Below are 21,450 nucleotides of genomic sequence, written 5' to 3'. Positions count from 1 at the left end.
CGACTACCTCAAGCGCACCCTCGCGGAGGCACGCCGTTCCCATCAGCGTGTGCTGGAGCTCGAGGCCGAGAAGTCGGAGCCGGTTGCGGTGGTGGGTATGGCGTGCCGTCTGCCCGGTGGTGTGGCGGGTCCTGACGATCTGTGGCGGCTGGTCAGCGAGGGCCGGGACGGCATGTCCGGTTTCCCGTCCGATCGTGGCTGGGATCTGGAGGGCGTGTTCGACTCCGCCCCGGGCCAGGCCGGCACCTCTTACGTGCCCCGGGGCGGGTTTCTCCACGACGCGGCGGAGTTCGACGCGGGCTTCTTCGGGATCTCGCCGCGTGAGGCGCTGGCGATGGACCCGCAGCAGCGGTTGCTGCTGGAGACGTCGTGGGAGGCGCTGGAACAGGCCGGGATCGACCCGGGGGCGCTGAAGGGCCAAGAGGTCGCGGTGTTCTCCGGCGTCTACGAACAGGGGTACGGCTTCAGCACCGCGGAACTGGAAGGGTTCATCGGCACGGGCGCGATGACGAGTGTCGCCTCGGGCCGGGTGTCGTACGTGCTCGGTCTTGAGGGTCCGGCGGTGACGGTGGACGCGGCGTGTTCGTCCTCGCTGGTCGCGATCCATCTGGCGGCGCAGGCGTTGCGGCAGGGGGAGTGCTCGCTGGCGCTGGCGGGCGGCGCCACGGTGATGGCGACACCGGGGGCGTTCGTGGCGTTCTCCCGCCACGGCGGCCTCGCCGTCGACGGACGGATCAAGGCGTTCTCGGACGCCGCGGACGGTACCGGCTGGGCCGAGGGCGTCGGGGTGGTGGTCCTGGAACGGTTGTCGGAGGCCCGGCGGCGCGGGCACAGGATCCTTGCGGTGATCCGTGGCAGCGCGGTGAATCAGGACGGTGCGTCGAACGGTCTGACGGCGCCGAACGGTCCGTCGCAGCAGCAGGTGATCCGTAAGGCGCTGGCCAACGCGGGTCTTTCGCCGGCGGATGTGGATGTGGTGGAGGGACACGGCACGGGCACGGTCCTCGGTGATCCGATCGAGGCGCAGGCGCTGATCGCCACCTATGGACAGGACCGGCCCGAGGACCGGCCGCTGTGGCTGGGGTCGTTGAAGTCGAACATCGGTCATACCCAGGCGGCGGCGGGGGTGGCCGGTGTGATCAAGATGGTGCAGGCGCTCCGGCACGGGATCATGCCGCCCACGCTGCATGTCGACGCCCCGTCGACGAAGGTGGACTGGACCGCGGGTGCGGTCGAGCTGCTGACCGAGGCTCGCGCCTGGCCTGACACCGGCCGGCCGCGCCGCGCGGGCGTGTCGTCCTTCGGCGTCAGCGGGACGAACGCGCACCTGATCCTGGAGCAGGCCCCGCAAGAGCAGTCCGTGACGCCGCTGGAGTCTGTGCCTGAGTCGATGGTCGACGTCGGCGATGGTGTGGTGCCGCTGGTGGTGTCGGCGAAGAGTGCCGGATCCCTGGCGGGCCAGGCCGAGCGGTTGGCGTCCTTCGTGGAGTCCGGCGAGACGGTGTCCCTGACGGACGTGGCCGGGGCGTTGGTCGCTCAGCGGGCGGTGTTGTCCGAGCGTGCGGTGGTGGTGGCTGGTTCGCGGGGTGAGGCGGTGGCGGGTCTGGAGGCGCTGGCGCGGGGCGACTCCCATCCTGGTGTGGTCGCAGGCGGGTTGTCGTCGTCTGTGGTCGCTGGTCGGACGGTTGTGGTGTTTCCTGGGCAGGGTTCGCAGTGGGTGGGGATGGGGCGTGAGCTGCTGGATTCGTCGGGGGTGTTTGCGGAGCGGGTGGGGGAGTGTGCGGCGGCGTTGGAGCGGTGGGTGGACTGGTCGCTCGTCGATGTGCTGCGGGGGGATGCTCCGGTTGATGTGTTGGAGCGGGTGGATGTGGTGCAGCCGGCGAGTTTTGCGGTGATGGTGGGTTTGGCTGCGGTGTGGGCGTCGGTGGGTGTGGTGCCGGATGCGGTGGTGGGTCATTCGCAGGGTGAGATCGCGGCGGCGTGTGTGGCGGGTGCGTTGTCGTTGGAGGACGCTGCTCGGATTGTGGCGGTTCGCAGTCAGGTCATCGCGGGTGATTTGGCGGGCCGGGGTGGTATGGCGTCGGTGGCGCTGTCCGAGGCGGAGGCGCTTGAGCGTCTTGCGCGGTGGGCTGATCGAGTCGAGGTTGCGGCGGTCAACGGTCCGTCCTCGGTGGTGATCGCGGGTGATGCCGAGGCGCTCGACGAGGCCGTCGACGTGCTGGAAGACCAAGGCGTACGCGTGCGCCGCATCGCCGTCGACTACGCCTCGCACACCCGGCATGTGGAGGCGATCGAGGATGTACTGGCAACCGCCTTCGCCGACATCCGTGCGCAGGCCCCGCTGATTCCCTTCTACTCGACCGTGACGGGTGGGTGGGTGCGGGAGTCGAATGTCCTCGACGGCGGTTACTGGTACCGGAACCTGCGGAGCCAGGTCCGTTTCGGTCCCGCCATTGCCGACCTCCTGGCTGGTGGTCACACCGTCTTCGTGGAGGCCAGTGCCCATCCCGTCCTGGTCCAGCCGGTCAACGAGATCGTCGACCAGGCCGGCACAGACGCCGTGGTCGGTGGTTCACTGCGCCGCGGGGAGGGCGGCCCGCGCCGACTGCTGACCTCGATGGCCGAGCTGTTCGTCCGGGGCGTCCCCGTCGACTGGGCGGGTGTCCTCCCGGCCGGTGCCGCCACCACCCACGTGGAACTCCCCACGTATGCCTTCGATCACGAGCACTACTGGCTGCGTTCCGCTCCGGTTGCCGATGCTGTTGCGCTGGGACAGGCGGGTGCTGATCATCCGCTGATCGGTGCGGTGGTGGCGGTGCCGGAGACCGGTGGTGTCCTGTGCACGTCTCGGTTGTCTTTGCGGGCGCATCCTTGGTTGGCGGATCACGCGGTGAGTGGGGTGGTGCTGGTTCCGGGGACGGGGCTGGTGGAGTTGGTGGTTCGTGCGGGTGACGAGGTCGGTTGCGGTGTGGTGGAGGAGTTGGTGATCGAGGCGCCGCTGGTGGTGCCGGAGTCGGGTGGTGTGCGGGTTCAGGTGGCGGTCGGTGGCCTGGACGAGAGTGGTGCTCGGGCGGTCACGGTGTATTCGGCGTCCGAAGACACCGCCGGGGATCACGACAGTGGCGTTTGGACCCGGCATGCGACCGGCAGGCTGAGGCCGGCTCCGGCCGGGAGTAAGGGCATCGCCGGGAGTACGGATATAGCTGGTTTTGATGTTTCGGTGTGGCCGCCGGTGGGTGCGGAGCGGGTGCCGCTCGATGTCGGTGGGCTCTATGAGGAGATGCGTGGTCGGGGTTATGCGTTCGGTCCGGCGTTTCGGGGGCTGCGTGCGGTGTGGCGGCGGGGTGAGGAGGTTTTCGCGGAGGTCGTCCTGCCTGAGGAGCAGCGGGAGACCGCGGTGAGGTTCGGTATCCATCCCGCCCTGTTCGACGCAGCTATGCACGCCCGGCAGCTTGTCCGGCCGGATGAGGCTGTTGCCGGATCGGGTGGGTCGCGGACGGTGCTGCCGTTTTCGTGGAACGACGTGGCGTTGCATGCGGTGGGTGCTTCGGCGTTGCGGGTGCGGCTGGTGTCTCCCGGTCCGGACGTGCTGTCGTTGCAGGCAGCCGACGAGACCGGCGAGCCTGTCCTGACGATGGACTCGCTCGTGTTCCGGGAGGTCTCGGCAAACCGGTTGGGGGCGGCGGCCGGTGCGGGGGGCGGTGACGGTTTCCTGTTCCGGGTCGAGTGGGCCGAACTGCCTATGCCCGCCGTGGGTTCGGATCGGGTGGCGTCGTGGGTGGCGCTCGCCGGTGCCGAGGAGGTGGCTGCTGCGGCCGTCGATGCTCCGGATGTGGTTGTTCTGGAGGCTTACGGGGACGGGACCGGCGGCGGTGACGAGGTGCTCGCTCTGACGGTCAGGGTGCTGGGAGTGGTCCAGGCCTGGCTGGTGGCCCCGGCCTTCGAGAACGGCAAGCTGGTGGTGATCACCCGGGGTGCGATGCCCGCGGGCGGCGACGCCGACGTCACCGACCCGGCCGGTGCCGCGGTCTGGGGCCTGATCCGCGCCGCCCAGAGCGAGAACCCCGACCGCATCGTGCTCGTCGACCTCGACCCCGCCGGGTCCGCCGGAGCGGGTCCGGTCCTCGGGCCCGTGCTGGCCACCGGGGAGCCGCTGGTCGCCGTTCGCGGCACGGCCCTGTCCGCCCCGCGTCTGGTACGCGCGGCCGCCGTCGAGACCGAGCGAGCTGCCGCTGCCGACGCCGACGCCGACGCCGACGCTGGCGCCGAGACCGGAACCAAGACTGAGAGCGCGTACGCCTTCGCCCCCGAGGGCACCGTCCTGGTCACCGGCGGCACCGGCTCCCTGGGCACTCTGGTCGCCCGGCACCTGGTGGCCGAGCACGGTGTCCGGCACCTGCTGCTGGTCAGCCGCCGTGGCATGGAGGCCGAAGGAGCGCGGGAGCTGGTCGCCGAGCTCGGCGAGTTGGGTGCCGAATCGGTGGTGGTGACGGCGTGTGATGTCGCTGACCGGGCCGCGGTGGCCGAGCTTGTGGGTTCTGTGTCGGCGCAGCATCCGCTGACCGGTGTCGTCCACACCGCCGGCGTCTTGGACGACGGTGTGATCGGCGCGCTGACGCCGGAACGGTTGGCGTATGTGTTCGGGCCGAAGGTGGCGGCCGTCGGTCATCTGGACGAGCTGACGCGGGACATGGATCTGTCGGTGTTCGCGGTGTTCTCTTCCGCGTCGGGTTTGATCGGTTCGGCGGGGCAGGGCAATTACGCGGCGGCCAATGCCTACCTCGACGCGGTGGCTCACCGGCGGCGCGCGGCGGGCCTGCCCGGTGTGTCGATGGCCTGGGGCCTGTGGGAGCAGTCCGCCGGACTGACCGCTCACCTGGGTGCGGTCGACCAGGCCCGTATGAGCCGCGGCGGCATTCTGCCCATCGCCCCCGCCGAAGGAATGGCGCTGTTCGACGCGGCTTTGCGGGGTTCGGCCGCTCTGGTGGTGCCGATCAAGCTGGATCTGCGGAGGCTGCGTGCCGATGCCGCGGCCGGCCGGGGTCTGCCCGGGCTTGTGGGCGGTCTGGTGCAGGGCGGGCGGCGGCAGGTTCGGGCGGGGGGCAGGCAGGTGGGGGTGGGGGAGAGCGGTGGCGGTCTTGCCGCCCGGCTCGCAGGGCTCTCAGCGCAGGAGCAGGAGGCGTTGCTGCTCGATTTCGTGCGTGGTCATGTGGCGGTGGTCCTCGGCCATGCCGGGATGGCGAAGGTGGGGGCGGAGACGGCGTTCAAGGATTCCGGGTTCGATTCGCTGACGTCGGTCGAGTTGCGTAATCGCCTTCGTGGGGCCACCGGCCTCAAGCTTGCCGCCACCGTCGTCTTCGACTACCCCAACCCGCTCTCCCTCGCCCGCCACCTCCACCGCGAAGTGATCCCCGACGGCGTCACGGCCGACCCGGACGTGGACGTGGACGAGGCGCGGCTGCGGCGCGGGCTCGCATCGCTCCCCCTCGCCCGGCTCCGGGCGGCCGGACTGTTGGACGCCCTGGTCAGGCTGGTGGAACTCGATGACCACGAACCGCCGATCGGCATGGTGGACGACGCCGATGACGAGACCGCGATCGCCGACCTGAACGTCGACGATCTCGTGCAGCTGGCGCTCGGCGACAAGTGACCCTGCGGCACCTGATAGTTGAGGATTTCAAGTGAGTGCTCCTTATGAAAAGGTCGTCGAGGCGCTCCGGGCATCGCTCGAAGAGGTCGGCTCGCTGAAGAAGCAGAACCGCCGGCTCCTGGAGGCCTCGGGGGAGCCGGTTGCGATAGTGGGTATGGCGTGCCGTCTGCCCGGTGGTGTGGCGGGTCCGGAGGATCTGTGGCGGCTGGTCAGCGAGGGCCGGGACGGCATGTCCGGTTTCCCGTCCGATCGTGGCTGGGATCTTGAGGGCTTGTTCGACTCCGAGACGGGCGAGGCGGGCACCCGCTATGTGCCCCGGGGCGGGTTCCTTTATGACGCGGGGGAGTTCGACGCGGGCTTCTTCGGGATCTCGCCGCGTGAGGCGCTGGCGATGGACCCACAGCAGCGGTTGCTGCTGGAGACCTCGTGGGAGGCGTTGGAACAGGCCGGGATCGACCCGGGGACGCTGAAGGGCCAAGAGGTCGCGGTGTTCTCCGGAGTCATGGGCACCGACTACTTCGCGGACGGCACCGTGCATGCCGAGCTGGGGGGTATCGGCACGGGGGCGGCGTCGAGTGTGGCCTCGGGCCGGGTGTCGTACGTGCTCGGTCTTGAGGGACCGGCGGTGACGGTCGACACGGCGTGTTCGTCCTCGCTGGTCGCGATCCATCTGGCGGCGCAGGCGTTGCGGCAGGGGGAGTGCTCGCTGGCGCTGGCGGGTGGGGCCAAGGTGATGGCGACGCCGGGGGCGTTCCTGACGTTCTCCCGCCACGGCGGACTCTCCGTGGACGGCCGGTGCAAGTCGTATGCGGACGCCGCGGACGGCACGGGCTGGGCCGAGGGCGTCGGGGTGGTGGTCCTGGAACGGTTGTCGGAGGCCCGGCGGCGCGGGCATCGGGTGCTCGCGGTGATCCGTGGCAGTGCGGTGAATCAGGACGGTGCGTCGAACGGTCTGACGGCGCCGAATGGTCCGTCGCAGCAGCGGGTGATCCGTAGGGCGCTTGCGAATGCGGGTCTTTCGCCGGCGGATGTGGATGTGGTGGAGGGGCATGGGACGGGGACGGTTCTGGGTGATCCGATCGAGGCGCAGGCGCTGATCGCGACCTATGGGCAGGACCGGCCCGAGGAGCGGCCGGTGTGGCTGGGGTCGTTGAAGTCGAACATCGGTCACACGCAGGCGGCGGCGGGGGTGGCCGGTGTGATCAAGATGGTGCAGGCGCTCCGGCACGGGATCATGCCGCCCACGCTGCATGTCGATGCTCCGTCGACGAAGGTGGACTGGTCGGCGGGTGCGGTCGAGTTGCTGACCGAGTCGCGTGCGTGGCCTGACACCGGCCGGCCGCGCCGCGCGGGCGTGTCGTCCTTCGGCGTCAGCGGGACGAACGCGCACCTGATCCTGGAGCAGGCCCCGCAAGAGCAGTCCGTGACGCCTCTGGAGTCTGTGCCTGAGTCGATGGTCGACGTCGGCGATGGTGTGGTGCCGCTGGTGGTGTCGGCGAAGAGCGTCGGGTCCCTGGCGGGCCAGGCCGAGCGGTTGGCGTCCTTCGTGGAGTCGCGTGAGGTGTCACTGCCGCACGTGGCGGGCGCGTTGGTCACTCAGCGGGCGGTGTTGTCCGAGCGCGCGGTGGTGGTCGGTTCGCGTACTGAGGCGTTGGCGGGGCTTGGTGCTCTGGCGCGGGGTGAGTCTCATCCCGGTGTGGTCACGGGCAGTGTGTCGGCACTGGGTGGGGCCGGAAAGGTCGTGTTCGTCTTTCCTGGGCAGGGTTCGCAGTGGGTGGGGATGGGGCGTGAGCTGCTGGATTCGTCGGGGGTGTTTGCGGAGCGGGTGGGGGAGTGTGCGGCGGCGTTGGAGCGGTGGGTGGACTGGTCGTTGGTTGATGTGTTGCGTGGGGATGCTCCAGTTGATTTGTTGGAGCGGGTGGATGTGGTGCAGCCGGCGAGTTTTGCGGTGATGGTGGGTTTGGCTGCGGTGTGGGCGTCGGTGGGTGTGGTGCCGGATGCGGTGGTGGGTCATTCGCAGGGTGAGATCGCGGCTGCGTGTGTGGCGGGTGCGTTGTCGTTGGAGGATGCGGCCCGGGTGGTGGCGGTTCGCAGTCAGGTGATCGCCGCAAGTCTGGCGGGCCGGGGTGGTATGGCGTCGGTGGCGCTGTCCGAGGCTGAAGTGGCCGGCCGTATCGAGCGGTGGGCTGATCGAGTTGAGGTGGCGGCGGTCAACGGTCCGTCCTCGGTGGTGATCGCGGGTGATGCCGAGGCGCTTGATGAAGCGCTGGAGGTTCTTGGGGCGGATGGTGTGCGGGTGCGTCGGGTGGCGGTGGATTACGCCTCGCACACCCGGCATGTGAAGGCGATCGAAGACGTACTGTCAACGGCCTTCGCCGACATCCGTGCGCAGGCCCCGCTGATTCCCTTCTACTCGACCGTCATAGGTGAGTGGGTCAAGGAGGCGGATGTCCTCGACGGTGGTTACTGGTATCGGAACCTGCGGAGCCAGGTCCGTTTCGGTCCCGCGATCGCCGACCTCCTGGGTGAGGGTTACTCGGTGTTCGTGGAGTCGAGCGCACACCCGGTTCTGGTGCACCCGGTCAGCGAGATCGTGGACGAGGCGGATGACACGGTCCGGCTGCGTGCTGTCGTCGCTGGTTCGCTGCGCCGCGGGGAGGGCGGCCCGCGCCGACTGCTGACGTCGATTGCGGAGCTGTTCGTGCGGGGCGTCCCTGTCGACTGGGCGGGTGTCCTTCCGGCCGGTGCCGCTGCCGCTCACGTGGAACTCCCCACGTATGCCTTCGATCACGAGCGTTACTGGCTGCGTTCTGCGCCTGCTGTGGATGCTGTCGCGTTGGGTCAGGTGGGTGGTGATCATCCGTTGATCGGTGCGGTCGTGGGTCGGCCGGACTCGGGTGGTTTCCTGACGACTTCGCGGTGGTCGGTGGAGGCGTATCCGTGGCTGGGTGATCACGTCGTCGGTGAGGTGGTCGTGGTGCCGAGTGCGGTGTTGGTGGAGTTGGCGATCCGCTTGGGTGACGAGGTGGGCTGTGCGGTGGTCGAGGAGTTGAGTGTGGACCGGCCCGTGCTGTTGCCGTTGCGGGGTGGCAGGGCGGTGCAGATGACCGTGGGGGAGGCGGACGGGCAGGGGCGGCGGGCGGTCGAGGTGTTCTCCCGTGCGGACGATGCCGGCCTGGAGGGGGTGTGGACCCGTCACGCGCACGGCATGTTGGTGCCCGGCCCGGTGACGGGGTCCCCGTCGGCTTCCGGCGCGGTGTGGCCTGACGGCAGCCCCGCAGCCGAGGTGGCCCTGGACAGGGCGGTGAGCGACGCCGACCGCTACGGCCTGCATCCGGCGTTGCTGGACGCGGCGGTGTGCACGGTCCTTCCGCCGGGCATGATCGTGACCCGGTGGAGCGGGGTCGCCTTGCTCGCTTCCGGTGCGGCAGCGGTCCGGGTACGTGCTGCCCGTGACGCGGCAGGGGTGAGCCGTCTTGAGCTGGTGGACGCCACGGCAGCTCCGGTACTGACCGCTGACGCCGTTGTCGCCGAGCCGTTCCAGCCGCCCTCGCCCGAACACGCCGAGACCACGGACACATCGGTCGTCCGTGCCGGCCGTCGGACCACTCGGCAGGTGGCAGCCTCCCGCCTGGGCGGCCTCGCCGAACAGCTGGCCGCCACGCCTCCGGTTCAGCGGGAGCAGCTGCTGCTGGATCTGATCCGGCGCGAGGTCGCCTCGGTCCTGGGCCATTCGGCACCCGGCAAGGTCGACCCCGACCGGGCATTCCAGGAGGTCGGCTTCGACTCGGTGCTGGCCGTCGAACTCCGCAACCGACTCACCGGACTCGTGGGGATCCGCCTTCCTGCCACGATCATCTTCGACCATCCCACCCCCCGGGGCCTGATGCGCCGGCTGCTCGCGGAACTGTGCCCCGACGCCGTCGGCGAGTTGGCGGGTCGGGAGGACGAGATCCGCAGGGTCCTGGTCAGCACGCCTCTGTCCCGGTTCCAGGAACTCGGGCTCATGGAGAAGCTCCTGCACCTGGTGGCGAGCCCCGGTGGTGAAGGTGCCACGGCGCCGGACACCGCCGGACCGGAGCAGGACGCCAGGCTGCTGATCGAGGAGATGGACGCTGACGATCTGGTGGAGCGGGCGATGAGGAAAGCCGGGAAGCAGTAGCGGACCCACGACCGGAACGAGGGGAGACAGGGAATGACCAGCTCAGAGGAAAAGCTTGTCGAGGCGCTGCGGGCTTCACTGATCGAGAACGAGCGGCTCGAATCCGAGATCAAGAAGATCCGCGACAGCTCCGATGAACCGATCGCCATCGTGGGCATGGCGTGCCGGTTCCCCGGTGGGGTGTCCTCCCCCGAGGAGTTGTGGGAGTTGATCGCCGATGGCCGTTCCGCGGTCGGCCCGTTCCCCACCGACCGGGGCTGGGATCTTGAGAACCTGTACGACCCGGACCTCGATCGCACCGGCACCACATATGTACGCGAAGGCGGGTTCCTGCACGACGTGGGCGAGTTCGACGCCGGTTTCTTCGGCATCTCACAAAGCGAGACGCTGGTCATGGACCCGCAGCAGCGTCTGATGCTGGAGACGTCGTGGGAGGCGATCGAACGGGCGGGCATCGACCCGGCTGCTCTGCGTGGCAGGAACGTCGGGGTGTTCGCCGGCGTGGGCGGACACGATTACGCCACCGGTTTCCACAGCGTCCCCGACGAGCTCGAGGGCTACCTGATGACCGGCGGTTTGGCGAGCGTCCTGTCGGGACGGGTTTCCTACACGCTCGGGTTCGAGGGGCCCGCAGTCACGATCGACACGGCCTGCTCGTCGTCCCTGGTAGCCCTGCACATGGCAGTACAGTCCCTGCGTTCGGAAGAGTCGTCGTTGGCGCTGGCCGGGGGCTCCAGCGTGATGTGCACTCCGGCTGGCTTGGTGTTGGCCTCGCGTATGCGCAGTCTTGCGACGGACGGCCAGTGCAAGGCGTTCGCGGCATCCGCAGATGGAACGAACTCTGCCGAGGGCGTGGGTGTTCTGCTGTTGGAGCGGGTTTCCGATGCCATCCGTGACGGACATGAGATTCTCGGCGTCGTACGGGCCACCGCGGTGAACCAGGACGGCGCGTCCAACGGACTTACCGCGCCGAACGGGCCGTCGCAGCAGCGGGTGATCCGCCAGGCACTCGCTTCGGCTGGTTTGTCGTCCGCCGATGTCGACATCGTCGAGGCGCACGGCACCGGGACCCCTCTGGGCGACCCGATCGAGGCACAGGCCCTGCTCGCCACTTATGGTCAGGGCCGTGACCCCGGACTGCCCCTGTGGCTCGGTTCGGTGAAGTCGAATCTTGGACACGCGGGCCATGCGGCAGGCGTCGCCGGTGTGATCAAGATGGTGATGGCCATGCGGCATGGTGTGCTGCCGCGGACTTTGAACGTGGACGAGCCCACGCCTCAGGTGGACTGGTCCACGGGAGCTGTTGAGCTGCTGGCCGAGGCGCACGAGTGGCCCGAGACCGGCCGTCCTCGTCGTGCGGGGGTCTCCGGCTTCGGCGTCAGCGGCACCAACGCGCACGTCATCCTGGAGCAGGCGCCCGAGCAGACATCCGTGACCCCGCCCGACGGGAAGGCGCGTGTGCTGGGCGACTCGGTCGTGCCGCTGGTCCTCTCGGCCCGTGGCGAGGCGGGCCTCGCCGGCCAGGCCGGGCGCCTCGCTTCGTTCCTGGGGCAACGTCAAGAGCTGGACCTGCTCGACGTGGGCCGGTCGCTGGTGCGGAGCCGGGGTCTTCTCCCCGACCGTGCGGTCGTGCTCGCCGAGGACCGGGAAGAGGCGCTGGCCGCATTGGACGCCGTGGCCGCCGGGGAGTCCGCGACCGGAGTCGTCAGGGGAACGGCCGAGAGCGTGGTGGGCCGGACCGTCTTCGTGTTCCCCGGCCAGGGCTCGCACTGGGCGGGCATGGGGAGGGAACTGCTCGAGGCGTCGCCCGTGTTCGCGACGCGCATGGCCGCGTGCGCCGAGGCGCTCGACCCGCTGACCGGCTGGTCGTTGCTCGACGTGGTGCGGCAGGCGGAGGGCGCCCGGTCCCTGGACGACCTCGACGTCGTGCTGCCGGTGTCGTGGGCACTGATGTTGTCGCTCGCCGCGCTGTGGGAAGCGTGCGGGGTCGTCCCGGACGCGGTCGTGGGCCATTCCCAGGGAGAGATCGCCGCTGCCTGTTTTGCCGGTGCGCTGTCCCTCCCGGACGCCGCCCGCCTCGTGGTCTACCGGGCCGAGGCCATCCGCGCCGAGTTGTCGGGACGCGGGGGGATGGCATCCCTCGTCGCCGGGGTCAAGGCCGTGTCCGTGCTGGTCGAGGAATGGCCGGGCCTGGAGATCGCCGCGGTCAACGGACCCTCCACGGTGGTCGTGTCCGGTGAACTGCCCGCCCTGGAGGAGCTGCTCGCCCGGTGCCGGACCGAGGGCATCCACGCCCGCAGGATTCTCGGGGCCAACGCCGCCGGGCACTCCTCACAGATGGAGGTGCTCCGCGAGTCCTTCCTCGAGGCGATTGCTGCGATCCCCTGCGGGCCTTCGCGTGTGCCGCTCTACTCCACGGTGACCGGGCGACTCCAGGACACCACGGAACTGGACGCCGAGTACTGGTACCGCAACCTGCGGCAGACCGTGCAGTTCGACCCGGCCGTTCGGACCCTGGCCGGTGAAGGACACGGGGTGTTCGTCGAGATCAGCTCGCACCCTGTGCTGGCGCAGAGCGTCCAGGACGTGCTGGAGGAGCTCCAGGCACCCGCTGTCGTCACCGGGACGCTGCACCGCGACGAGGGCGGGCCCCGCAGGTTCCTCGCCTCGCTGGCCCATCTGCACACCCACGGCGTCCGGATCACCTGGGAGACCGTCCTCGGCAGCGGTACGGAGCGGCCCGTGGATCTGCCCACGTACGCCTTTCAGCGTCGGCGCTACTGGCTGGACGCGGCGGACGCCGGCGGCGACGCACCGGGCCTCGGTCTCGACGCGGCGGACCATCCCCTGCTCGGCGCGGTCACCGAGATCCCCGGCTCGGACGGCGTGCTGTTCACGTCCCGGCTCTCGCTGCGCACGCACCCCTGGCTCGCCGACCACGCGGCCGCCGGAATCGTCCTCGTGCCCGGAGCGGCCTTCGTGGAACTCGCGGTCCGCGCCGGCGACGAGATCGGGTGCGGCCTGGTCGGCGAACTGGTCATCGAGCGCCCCCTGCTGCTGCCCGGGAGCGGCGGTGTCCAGGTACGCGTGTGGGTGGGCGAGCCCGACGGATCCAGCCACCGCACCGTCCAGATCCACTCCCGCCGGGAGGAAGCCGGTCCACGGGGGAGCTGGACCCGTCATGCCTGCGGACGGCTGGTGCCGGAGGAGGGCGGGGCCGATTTCGACCTGACCCGGTGGCCGCCGCCCGGCGCCACCGCCGTCGACCCGGACGCCCTCGCCGACGCCTACGACGGCATGGCGCAGGCGGGATACGGCTACGGTCCGGCCTTTCGGGGCCTGCGCCGGGCGTGGACGCGCGGGGAGGACGTGTTCGCCGAGGTCTCCCTGCCCGAGGCAGCGGGCAAGGGCGATCACTACGGCCTGCACCCGGCCCTCCTGGACTCCGCCATGCATGCCTGTGCCTTCCGCACCGACATGGCAGGTGAGAGCCCGAAGCTCGCTCTGCCGTTCGTCTGGCGCGATGTCAGACTGCACGCCGCCGGAACCTCCGCACTGCGGGTCCACCTCACACCGCTCGCCCTCGACACGATCCGCTTGCGCCTGGCCGACGCCTCCGGCGCACCCGTGGCCGCCGTCGACTCGATGGTCCTGCGGCCGGTGGTCCCGGAGTCGCTGCGTGTCGGCTCAGGAGCGTCCCAGGAGCAGATGTTCCGGGTGGCCTGGGAGCCCGTCTCCGTCAGGAGCGTGCGGGACGAGCCCGACGTCGCACGCGTGACGACTGCCGAGGACGTCCGTGCCGTGGCCGCAACGCCCCCCGGCATGCTCCTCCTCGATGTGTCCGGCAACGGACGAACGGACCTCGCCGCCGTCCGGGACCTCACCGGGCGCGTGCTGAAGGTCGTCCGGGCATGGCTCGCGGAACCCGCCTTCCAGGGCGTTCCTCTCGTCGCTCTCACCCGGGCCGGTGCCGTCGTCCGGGACGGGGACCCGGTTCCCGATCCGGCCGTCGCAGCGGCTGCCGGCCTGCTGCGTTCGGCGCAGTCCGAGAACCCGGGCCGCATCGTCCTGGTCGACACGGACGGCACGCAGGCGTCAGCCCGGCGCCTGCCCGACGTACTCGCGTCCGGGCAGCCTCAGGCGGCACTGCGCGGCGGCGCGGTGGCGGTGCCGAGGCTCGTCAAGGCAGCCCCCGCCGATGCCCCTGGCCGTCCGCTGGACCCCGAGGGCACGGTCCTGATCACCGGCGGTACGGGCCGGCTCGGTCGCCTGGCGGCCACGCACCTGGTTTCCAAGCACAAGATCAGAAACCTCGTCCTGGTCAGCCGGAGGGGCCCGGACGCACCGGGCGCGGCCGAGTTGGAAGCCGAAATCGAAGGGCTCGGCGCGTTCGTCCGGATCGTGGCGTGCGACGTGTCCGACCGGGACTCCATGGTCGCGCTTCTGGCCTCGGTTCCCGAGGACGCCCCCCTCACCGGCGTGATCCACACAGCCGGCGCGCTGGATGACGGCGTGGTGACGTCCCTGACGCCCGAACGGCTCGACGCGGTGCTCCGCCCGAAGGCCGATGCGGCACGCATCCTGGACGAACTCACGCGCGATCTCGACCTCGCGGCCTTCGTCCTGTACTCCTCCCTTTCGGGGATCTTCGGTTCAGCGGGGCAGGGCAACTACGCTGCCGCGAACTCCTACCTCGACGCGCTGGCCGTACGCCGTCGTGCCGCCGGACTGCCGGCGACCTCACTGGTGTGGGGTTGGTGGGGGCGGGGATCGGGCATGCTGGACGAACTCGACGAGGCCAACCTGAAGCGTTTCGACCGCTGGAACAACGCCGAACTCACGGCGCAGGAGGGCATGGAGCTGTTCGACCTCGCGCTGCTCCACCGTGACGCCGTTCAGGTCCTGGCGAAGATGGAACTCCACACGCCCGGGGACCGGACCGACTCCGCGTCCGTCCCCCCACTGCTGCGCGGCCTCGTCCGGGTCGGCCGGCGGCCCGCCCGTGAGGGGGCGACCGGGGCCGACACCCTGGCGGACCGGCTGGCCGGGGCGGCCCCGGACCAGCGAGGGAAGATCCTGGTCGACCTGGTCCAGCGCGAGGTCGTCGCGATCCTCGGCTACGTCTCTGCGGACGAGGTCGGACCGGACACCTCCTTCTTCGACATCGGTTTCGACTCGCTGACCGCCATCGAACTCAGGAACCGGCTGTCGGCGCTCACCGGCGTCCGCATCCCGGCCACCTTCGCCTTCGAGTACCCCACCGCGGAACTGGCCGCCGAGGAACTGGGGGAACGGCTCGAACTCCCCATGGGCTCGCCGGACACGTCCGGGACGTGATCGAACGCCGGACCGGCGCACCGGTCACCGACCCACCCCCTCCGCCCCTCGCCGACGAAGAACACCCAAGGAGACACAGCATGTTCGACAAGGACAAGTACCTGGAACACCTCGGCTTCTCGGGAACGCCCGACGCGAGCCTGGAGACCCTGCGGAAGATCCACCGCGAGCACCAGATGCGGATCCCCTACGACAGTGGTTACGCCCTGGCCCTGGACAGCAGCGGTGACGCCCTCGGCCTGGCCCAGGCGCATTTCGACCTCGACGCGGCCTTCGAGACGATCGTGCTCAGCGGCCGGGGCGGCATCTGCGTCGAGTTGAACTTCATGTTCCATCGCCTCCTCGTCGAGTTGGGCTTCGAGGTGCAGGTACTGGCCGCGAGCACCCTCCTGCCGGGAGGAGTGTGGGGCCCTGAGGTCGAGCACATGGTCATGCGCGTCACCCTCGACGGCGAGGACTGGCTCGCCGACGCCGGGCACGCGGGCATCTCCATCGTGGAGCCGCTGCCGTTCTCCGGAGAGACCGTCGTCCAGGACGGCATCGAGTTCCGGCTGACGCGACGGGAGGAGTACTACTTCCTCGAGTACAAGACCCGCGCCAAGGACTGGCGCGACTCCTACCGGTTCCTGCCGGAGACACGTACCACCGCGGACTGGGCCCGCTGGCGCGACGCCCTGCCGGTGGAAGAGCTGGTGGCGCACCCGCGGCGCCGCCGACGGGTCATCGACAACGGGCAGGTCACGCTCACCGCGAACCTCTTCGTGTCCGTCGAGGACGGCAAGGAGCGGCTCCGTCTCATCCGGGACGAGAACGAACTCGAGAAGATCGTCGGCACCTACTGGCGCTGAGCTGACGAGACAGCGGCGGGGTGGCCGCCCCGGCGCGGCACCGGCTTCCACAGGACGGAGTGAGGCGGAGTGAGAGAACAGATACCGGGCCACGTCCTGGAGCCGGCCGTCGGCTCTGCGCTCCGGCACGCCGGGACCGCCGGGGTTCCGGAGCGCATGCCACGGCGGCCATTCGGGCAACTCACCGGTCCGGCATGCCTCCATGGAACGGGAGCCCCGCCGGCATGACGCGCTCGTCAGAGGCCGCGCACGGCGAGGTCCGGGGCAGGAACACGCGGGACGCGAGGCTCGCGGACCGCCTCGCCGCGGCCCTGGACCGACCCGCGGCGCAGCAGCCCGAGTGGCCGGACCCGGCCCGGGCCCGGACCGTCGTGGAACTGCTGCGCACCGCACCCCCGATCGTCGCCGAGCCGGAGACGGCACAGCTCTCCGAGCGGCTCGCGGCGGTCGCCCGCGGCCAGGCGTTCCTGTTGCAGAGCGGGGACTGCGCGGAGACCTTCGCCGAGACCACCGCATCGCACCTGCGGGCCAACCTCGGTCTCCTGAAGCGCATGTCGCTGCTCCTGGCCCGCGCCGCCGGGCTGCCGGTGGTTCCCCTCGCCCGTATGGCCGGACAGTACGCGAAGCCACGCTCCCGGTCCGTCGACGCGGACGGCCTGCCGGTCTACCGGGGTGACATGGTCAACTCCGCCGAACCCACCCTTGCCGCACGCACGTGTGACCCGGACAGGATGCTCCACGCCCACGAGCACGCGGCCCGCGCGATGACGCTGGCCCGCCGGGCGTACGCGCGGGAGCAGTCGAACCCGCGCACCGGCCCCTCCTCGTACCCGCACGGCACGGCCGGCGGCCGCCTCGTCGGCACGGCCGAGGAGACCGGCCGGGACCAGGGCCCGAGGAGCGAACAGATCTATGTGGGCCACGAGATGCTCCTGCTCGACTACGAATGCGCTCCGCTCCGCGCCGCCGGGCTCACCACCGGCCCGGAGCCGCTGCTCGTCAGCCCGCTCGCGCACTTCCTCTGGATCGGCGAGCGCACGCGAGGCCTCGGCGACGCGCACCTCGCCGTCGCCGAACTGCTCGCCAACCCCATCGGGGTGAAGATCGGCCCCAGCACGACCCCGGAAGAAGCCGTCGAGTACGTCCGCAGGCTCGACCCCCATGCCACGCCCGGGCGGCTGACGCTGATCAGCAGGATGGGCCGCTCCCAGGTCCGCGAGGTGCTGCCGCCGATCGTGGAGAAGGTCACCTCCACCGGCCACCAGGTGGTGTGGCAGTGCGACGCGATGCACGGCAACTCCCGCACGACGCCGGACGGCCGCAAGACCCGCCACTTCGACGACATCGTCGCGGAGATCGAGGGATTCTTCGAGGTCCACCGCAGCCTCGGCACCCACCCGGGCGGCCTCCACCTGGAGGCGACCGGCGAGGACGTCACCGAGTGCCTGGGCGGGGCCCGCGGCCTCGGTGAGGCCGACCTGCCGGCCCGCTACCGTACCGCCTGCGACCCTCGCCTGAACGAGGAGCAGTCCATGGAACTGGCCTTCACCGTCGCCGATCTGCTCGCGGAGGCCATGCGGCCGGCTGGGACCGGATCGCCGTGACCGGCCCGGTCCTCGTGCGAGTTCCTCCGCCCGCGCGCACCCGGAACCGGTGACGCGCACCCCGGCGGACGGCTACCAGACCGGGGGATGCGGGGTGGTCAGCGCGGTGCCTACCGTGAAAGTCGCACTCTTGGGTCTGCTCCTCGATCTGGAACCTCCGTCGGCCACGTGCCCCGCCCGCCTCATGCCCTCCGGCGGCCATCGGCCGAGAAACGTCCGAAGTGGAGATGTGGAGATACATGAACGCGCGACCGGCACCAGAGTTTCCCTCCTGGCCGCAGTACGACGACGGCGAGCGCACCGGCCTGATCCGGGCCCTGGAGCAGGGTCAGTGGTGGCGCGTGGGCGGGTCGGAGGTGGACTCCTTCGAGAGTGAGTTCGCCGACTTCCACGGTGCCCCGCACGCTCTGGCCGTCACCAACGGCACCCACGCCCTGGAGCTGGCGTTGCAGTGCCTGGGTGTCGGTCCGGGCACCGAGGTCATCGTGCCGGCCTTCACCTTCATCTCCTCGTCCCAGGCCGCTCAGCGGCTCGGCGCGGTCGCCGTCCCCGTCGACGTCGATCCCGACACGTACAACATCGACGTGGCCGCCGCGGCGTCCGCCATCACCCCCCGCACCAGGGTGATCATGCCCGTGCACATGGCGGGGCTCATCGCTGACATGGACGCGCTCGACAGGCTTTCCGCGGACACCGGCGTGACCCTCTTGCAGGACGCCGCCCACGCGCACGGTGCCCGCTGGCAGGGCAAGCGGGTGGGCGAGTTGGGCACGGTCGCCGCGTTCAGCTTCCAGAACGGCAAGCTGATGACGGCCGGCGAGGGTGGTGCACTGCTCTTCCCCGACGAGGAGACGTACGAGGCCGCCTTCCTGCGGCACAGCTGCGGCCGCCCCGTCACCGACCGCCGCTACCTGCACCGGACCGCCGGCACCAACATGCGGCTCAACGAATTCTCCGCGTCCGTGCTCCGCGCCCAGCTGAGCCGCCTCGACGCCCAGCTCACGCTGCGCGAACAGCGCTGGACCCTGCTGTCCCGGCTGCTCGGCGAGATCGACGGCGTCGTGCCCCAGGGAGGCGATGCGCGCGCCGACCGGAACTCGCACTACATGGCCATGTTCCGGATCCCCGGCATCTCCGAGGAGGGCCGCAACGCCCTCGTCGACACGCTCGTCGAGGCCGGGCTGCCGGCCTTCGCCGCCTTCCGGGCGATCTACCGCACCGACGCGTTCTGGGAGACGGCCGCGCCCGACACCACCGTCGACAAGCTCGCCGGAAGCTGCCCGCACACGGAGGCGATCAGCACCGACTGCGTCTGGCTGCACCACCGGGTGCTGCTGGCCTCCGAGGAAGCCCTCCACATCACGGCCGAGATCGTCGCCGACGCGGTGGCCGCACGATGAAGCTCCGCGCCGCCGTCGTCGGGCTCGGCTGGGCAGGCCGCGAGCTGTGGCTCAGACTGCTGAGCGAGCACGAGGACTTCGAGGTGGTCGCCGCCGTCGACCCCGACCCGGCCTCCCGGGCAGCCGCCGTGGCGATGGGCCTGCCCGCCCACACCACCATGGACGCCCTCGACTCCCGCACGGTCGACCTCGCCGTCGTCGCGGTACCCAACCATCTGCACGCCGAGGTGGCGGCCGCCCTGCTCCGCCGCGGGATCTCCGTCTTCCTGGAGAAGCCGGTCTGCCTGACCACCGCCGAGGCCGACGCCCTCGCCGCCGCCGAACACAGCGGCGGGATGCTGCTCGCGGGCAGCGCCGCCGCCCACCGCGGCGACGTCCAGCGGCTCGCCGGGCTGCTGCCCCAGGTCGGCCGGATCCGCCATGTCACCCTGGCCTGGGTCAGGGCGCGCGGCGTGCCACAGCCCGGCGGCTGGTTCACCCAGCGCAGCAAGTCCGGTGGCGGTGTACTCGTCGACCTCGGCTGGCACCTGCTCGACGTCCTCACCCACCTCCTCGGCCCCGCCCCCGTCACCCAGGTGATCGGCTCGGTCTCCGACGACTTCGTCAGCAGCGGTGCCTGGTCCGCTGCCTGGCGCGAGGACCGGTCCACCGACGTCCCGGCCGGCAACGTCGAGGACACCGCCCGGGGCTTCCTGCTCCGCGAGGACGGCATCTCGGTCGCGCTGCAAGCCAGTTGGGCCTCCCACGAGGCGCTGGACGCGTCCGTCGTCACCGTCGAGGGCAGCAGGGGAACGGCACGGCTGCACTGCACCTTCGGCTTCAGTCCCAACCGGGCCCCCGAACGGGTGCTCACCCTCACCCGGGAAGGCACCACAGAGCGGATCCCGCTGCCCGCCGAGCCGATCGGCGCCGAGTACGGACGCCAGCTCGACGGCCTCGCCGGGCTCCTGGCCGACCCGGGCCGACGCGGCGTGGCCGTCGCCCAGGCCCGTGACACCGTCCAGCTCGTGGAGAGCTTCTACGCGTCGGCCCGCGGCGCTCGCCCCACGGACCACGCGCCCCGGTGCACCTCCCACCAGGAGGTGAGTACCGCATGACCACTGGGTCGCACCACCATGCGGGAACGACCTCCGAACAGCGCTCCCCGGTGTCCAGACACGCAGTCGTCTTCGATCTCGACGGAGTCGTCGTCGACAGCTTCGCGGTGATGGGCGAGGCCTTCTCCCTCGCCTACGCCGAGGTCGTCGGCCCGGGCGAGGCGCCCTTCGAGGAGTACCGGCGCCATCAGGGCCGCTACTTCCCCGACATCATGCGGATCATGGGCCTTCCGCCCGAGATGGAGGAGCCCTTCGTCCGCGAGAGCTACCGGCTCGCCCGGCACGTCCAGGTGTACGACGGTGTTGCCGATGTGCTGAGGACGCTGAACGAGCGCGGCCTCCGGCTGGCCGTCGCCACCGGCAAGGCGGGCGAGCGCGCCCGGTCCCTGCTCGACGTCCTCGGGCTGCTTCCGTACTTCGCCCACGTCATCGGCTCCGACGAGGTGCCCCGGCCCAAGCCCGCCCCCGACATCGTCCACCGCGCGCTCGAACTCCTCGGCGTTCCCGCGGAACGGGCCGTCATGATCGGCGACGCCCCCACCGACCTGGCCAGCGCCCAGGGCGCCGACGTCACCGCCGCGGCCGCGCTGTGGGGCTGCCACGACGTGACCGGACTGCTCGCCGCCGGCCCCGACATCGTCCTGCGCCGGCCCGCCGACCTGCTCGTCCTCTGCCCGGCCGTCCCCGGCCGCTGAGACGCCGCGGCCGTCCGCGGAGCCTGTCCGACCGAACTTCTCCCCCCATGGACCGCCGAGGCGCACGGGGGACCGAAACGACATGGGGAACCGTATATGTGTTCATTAAGCATTCAAGAGGTCTGTGCATAACGTGGAGGAGACGACGAAGGCACACTCATCCCCCGCACGGATCCGATGGCTCACCGACGAGCAGCAACGCGTCTGGCGCTCCTTCGTCCACGCGACCACGCTCCTCGAGGACCACATGTGCCGCCAACTGCAACGTACGGTGAACATGCCTCACAGCTACTACCTGCTCCTGGTCAACCTCGCGGAATCCCCTCACCAGCGGCTCCAGATGTCGGAGCTGGCGATGCATGCGAAGATCACCCGGCCCCGGCTCTCGCACGCCGTGGCACGTCTGGAGAAGGACGGCCTGGTGAGGCGCGAGGAAGCTCCCTCCGGCAAGCGCGGCACGTTCACGGTGCTCACGGAGGAGGGCCTGGAGGCCCTCGGGCGGGCCGCTGCGGGCTATGCCACGGTCGTGCAGCATGCCCTGTTCGACCGGCTCACCCCCCAGCAGCAGGAGTCCCTCGGCGCGATCATGCAGATCGTCACCGAGGGACTCCAGACGGACAGGGCGGGCGCCGACCTTCCCTGGCTGCGCTAGAAGCG

Annotated in this window: 7 protein-coding genes and 2 pseudogenes; all 9 read left to right on the top strand. The window is 70.6% G+C overall.

The annotated features are described in order from the left end of the window. Positions 1–49: 49 nt before the first annotated feature. On the top strand, positions 50–5,650 hold the full coding sequence (locus tag Saso_RS25380) for a type I polyketide synthase (protein WP_461791941.1): 5,601 nt from the start codon (positions 50–52) through the stop codon (positions 5,648–5,650). Positions 5,651–5,708: 58 nt separating this feature from the next. Beyond that, positions 5,709–9,812: pseudogene (locus Saso_RS25375) on the top strand (type I polyketide synthase); the annotation flags it as partial. 63 nt (positions 9,813–9,875) lie between these two features. Next, positions 9,876–15,068 (top strand): annotated as a pseudogene (locus Saso_RS25370) (type I polyketide synthase); the annotation flags it as partial. A gap of 161 nt (positions 15,069–15,229) precedes the next feature. After that, a complete protein-coding gene (locus Saso_RS25365) occupies positions 15,230–15,997 on the top strand; it encodes an arylamine N-acetyltransferase family protein (RefSeq protein WP_189928197.1) in 768 nt (255 codons plus the stop codon). Positions 15,998–16,221: 224 nt separating this feature from the next. After that, positions 16,222–17,601 (top strand): 3-deoxy-7-phosphoheptulonate synthase, encoded by a 1,380-nt coding sequence (locus Saso_RS25360; protein WP_189928199.1) that lies wholly within the window; start codon positions 16,222–16,224, stop codon positions 17,599–17,601. A gap of 239 nt (positions 17,602–17,840) precedes the next feature. Next, entirely contained in the window at positions 17,841–19,001 is a 1,161-nt protein-coding gene (gene rifK / locus Saso_RS25355) for a 3-amino-5-hydroxybenzoate synthase (RefSeq protein ID WP_189928201.1), read from the top strand. Continuing rightward, complete coding sequence (locus tag Saso_RS25350; protein WP_189928204.1) at positions 18,998–20,098, top strand: Gfo/Idh/MocA family protein; 1,101 nt, start codon at positions 18,998–19,000, stop codon at positions 20,096–20,098. Before rifK ends, Saso_RS25350 begins: the two co-directional genes overlap by 4 nt. Then, positions 20,095–20,793 (top strand): HAD-IA family hydrolase, encoded by a 699-nt coding sequence (locus tag Saso_RS25345; RefSeq protein WP_189928206.1) that lies wholly within the window; start codon positions 20,095–20,097, stop codon positions 20,791–20,793. Before Saso_RS25350 ends, Saso_RS25345 begins: the two co-directional genes overlap by 4 nt. Before the next feature lie 133 nt (positions 20,794–20,926). Then, positions 20,927–21,445: a MarR family winged helix-turn-helix transcriptional regulator gene (locus tag Saso_RS25340; RefSeq protein WP_229901595.1), complete on the top strand. Its 519-nt coding sequence runs from the start codon at positions 20,927–20,929 to the stop codon at positions 21,443–21,445. The last annotated feature ends 5 nt before the right edge of the window (positions 21,446–21,450 follow it).

Source organism: Streptomyces asoensis (assembly GCF_016860545.1).
Taxonomy (GTDB): domain Bacteria; phylum Actinomycetota; class Actinomycetes; order Streptomycetales; family Streptomycetaceae; genus Streptomyces; species Streptomyces asoensis.
The sequence above is the reverse complement of the archived record's forward strand: the minus strand, read 5'-3'. Positions and strand labels throughout refer to the sequence as shown.

Excerpts from the sequence above, each read along its gene's own strand:
- Saso_RS25365 (WP_189928197.1), top strand. The coding sequence starts at position 15,230 with ATGTTCGACAAGGACAAGTACCTGGAACACCTCGGCTTCTCGGGAACG.
- Saso_RS25360 (WP_189928199.1), top strand. The coding sequence starts at position 16,222 with ATGACGCGCTCGTCAGAGGCCGCGCACGGCGAGGTCCGGGGCAGGAAC.
- Saso_RS25345 (WP_189928206.1), top strand. The coding sequence starts at position 20,095 with ATGACCACTGGGTCGCACCACCATGCGGGAACGACCTCCGAACAGCGC.
- rifK (WP_189928201.1), top strand. The coding sequence starts at position 17,841 with ATGAACGCGCGACCGGCACCAGAGTTTCCCTCCTGGCCGCAGTACGAC.
- Saso_RS25350 (WP_189928204.1), top strand. The coding sequence starts at position 18,998 with ATGAAGCTCCGCGCCGCCGTCGTCGGGCTCGGCTGGGCAGGCCGCGAG.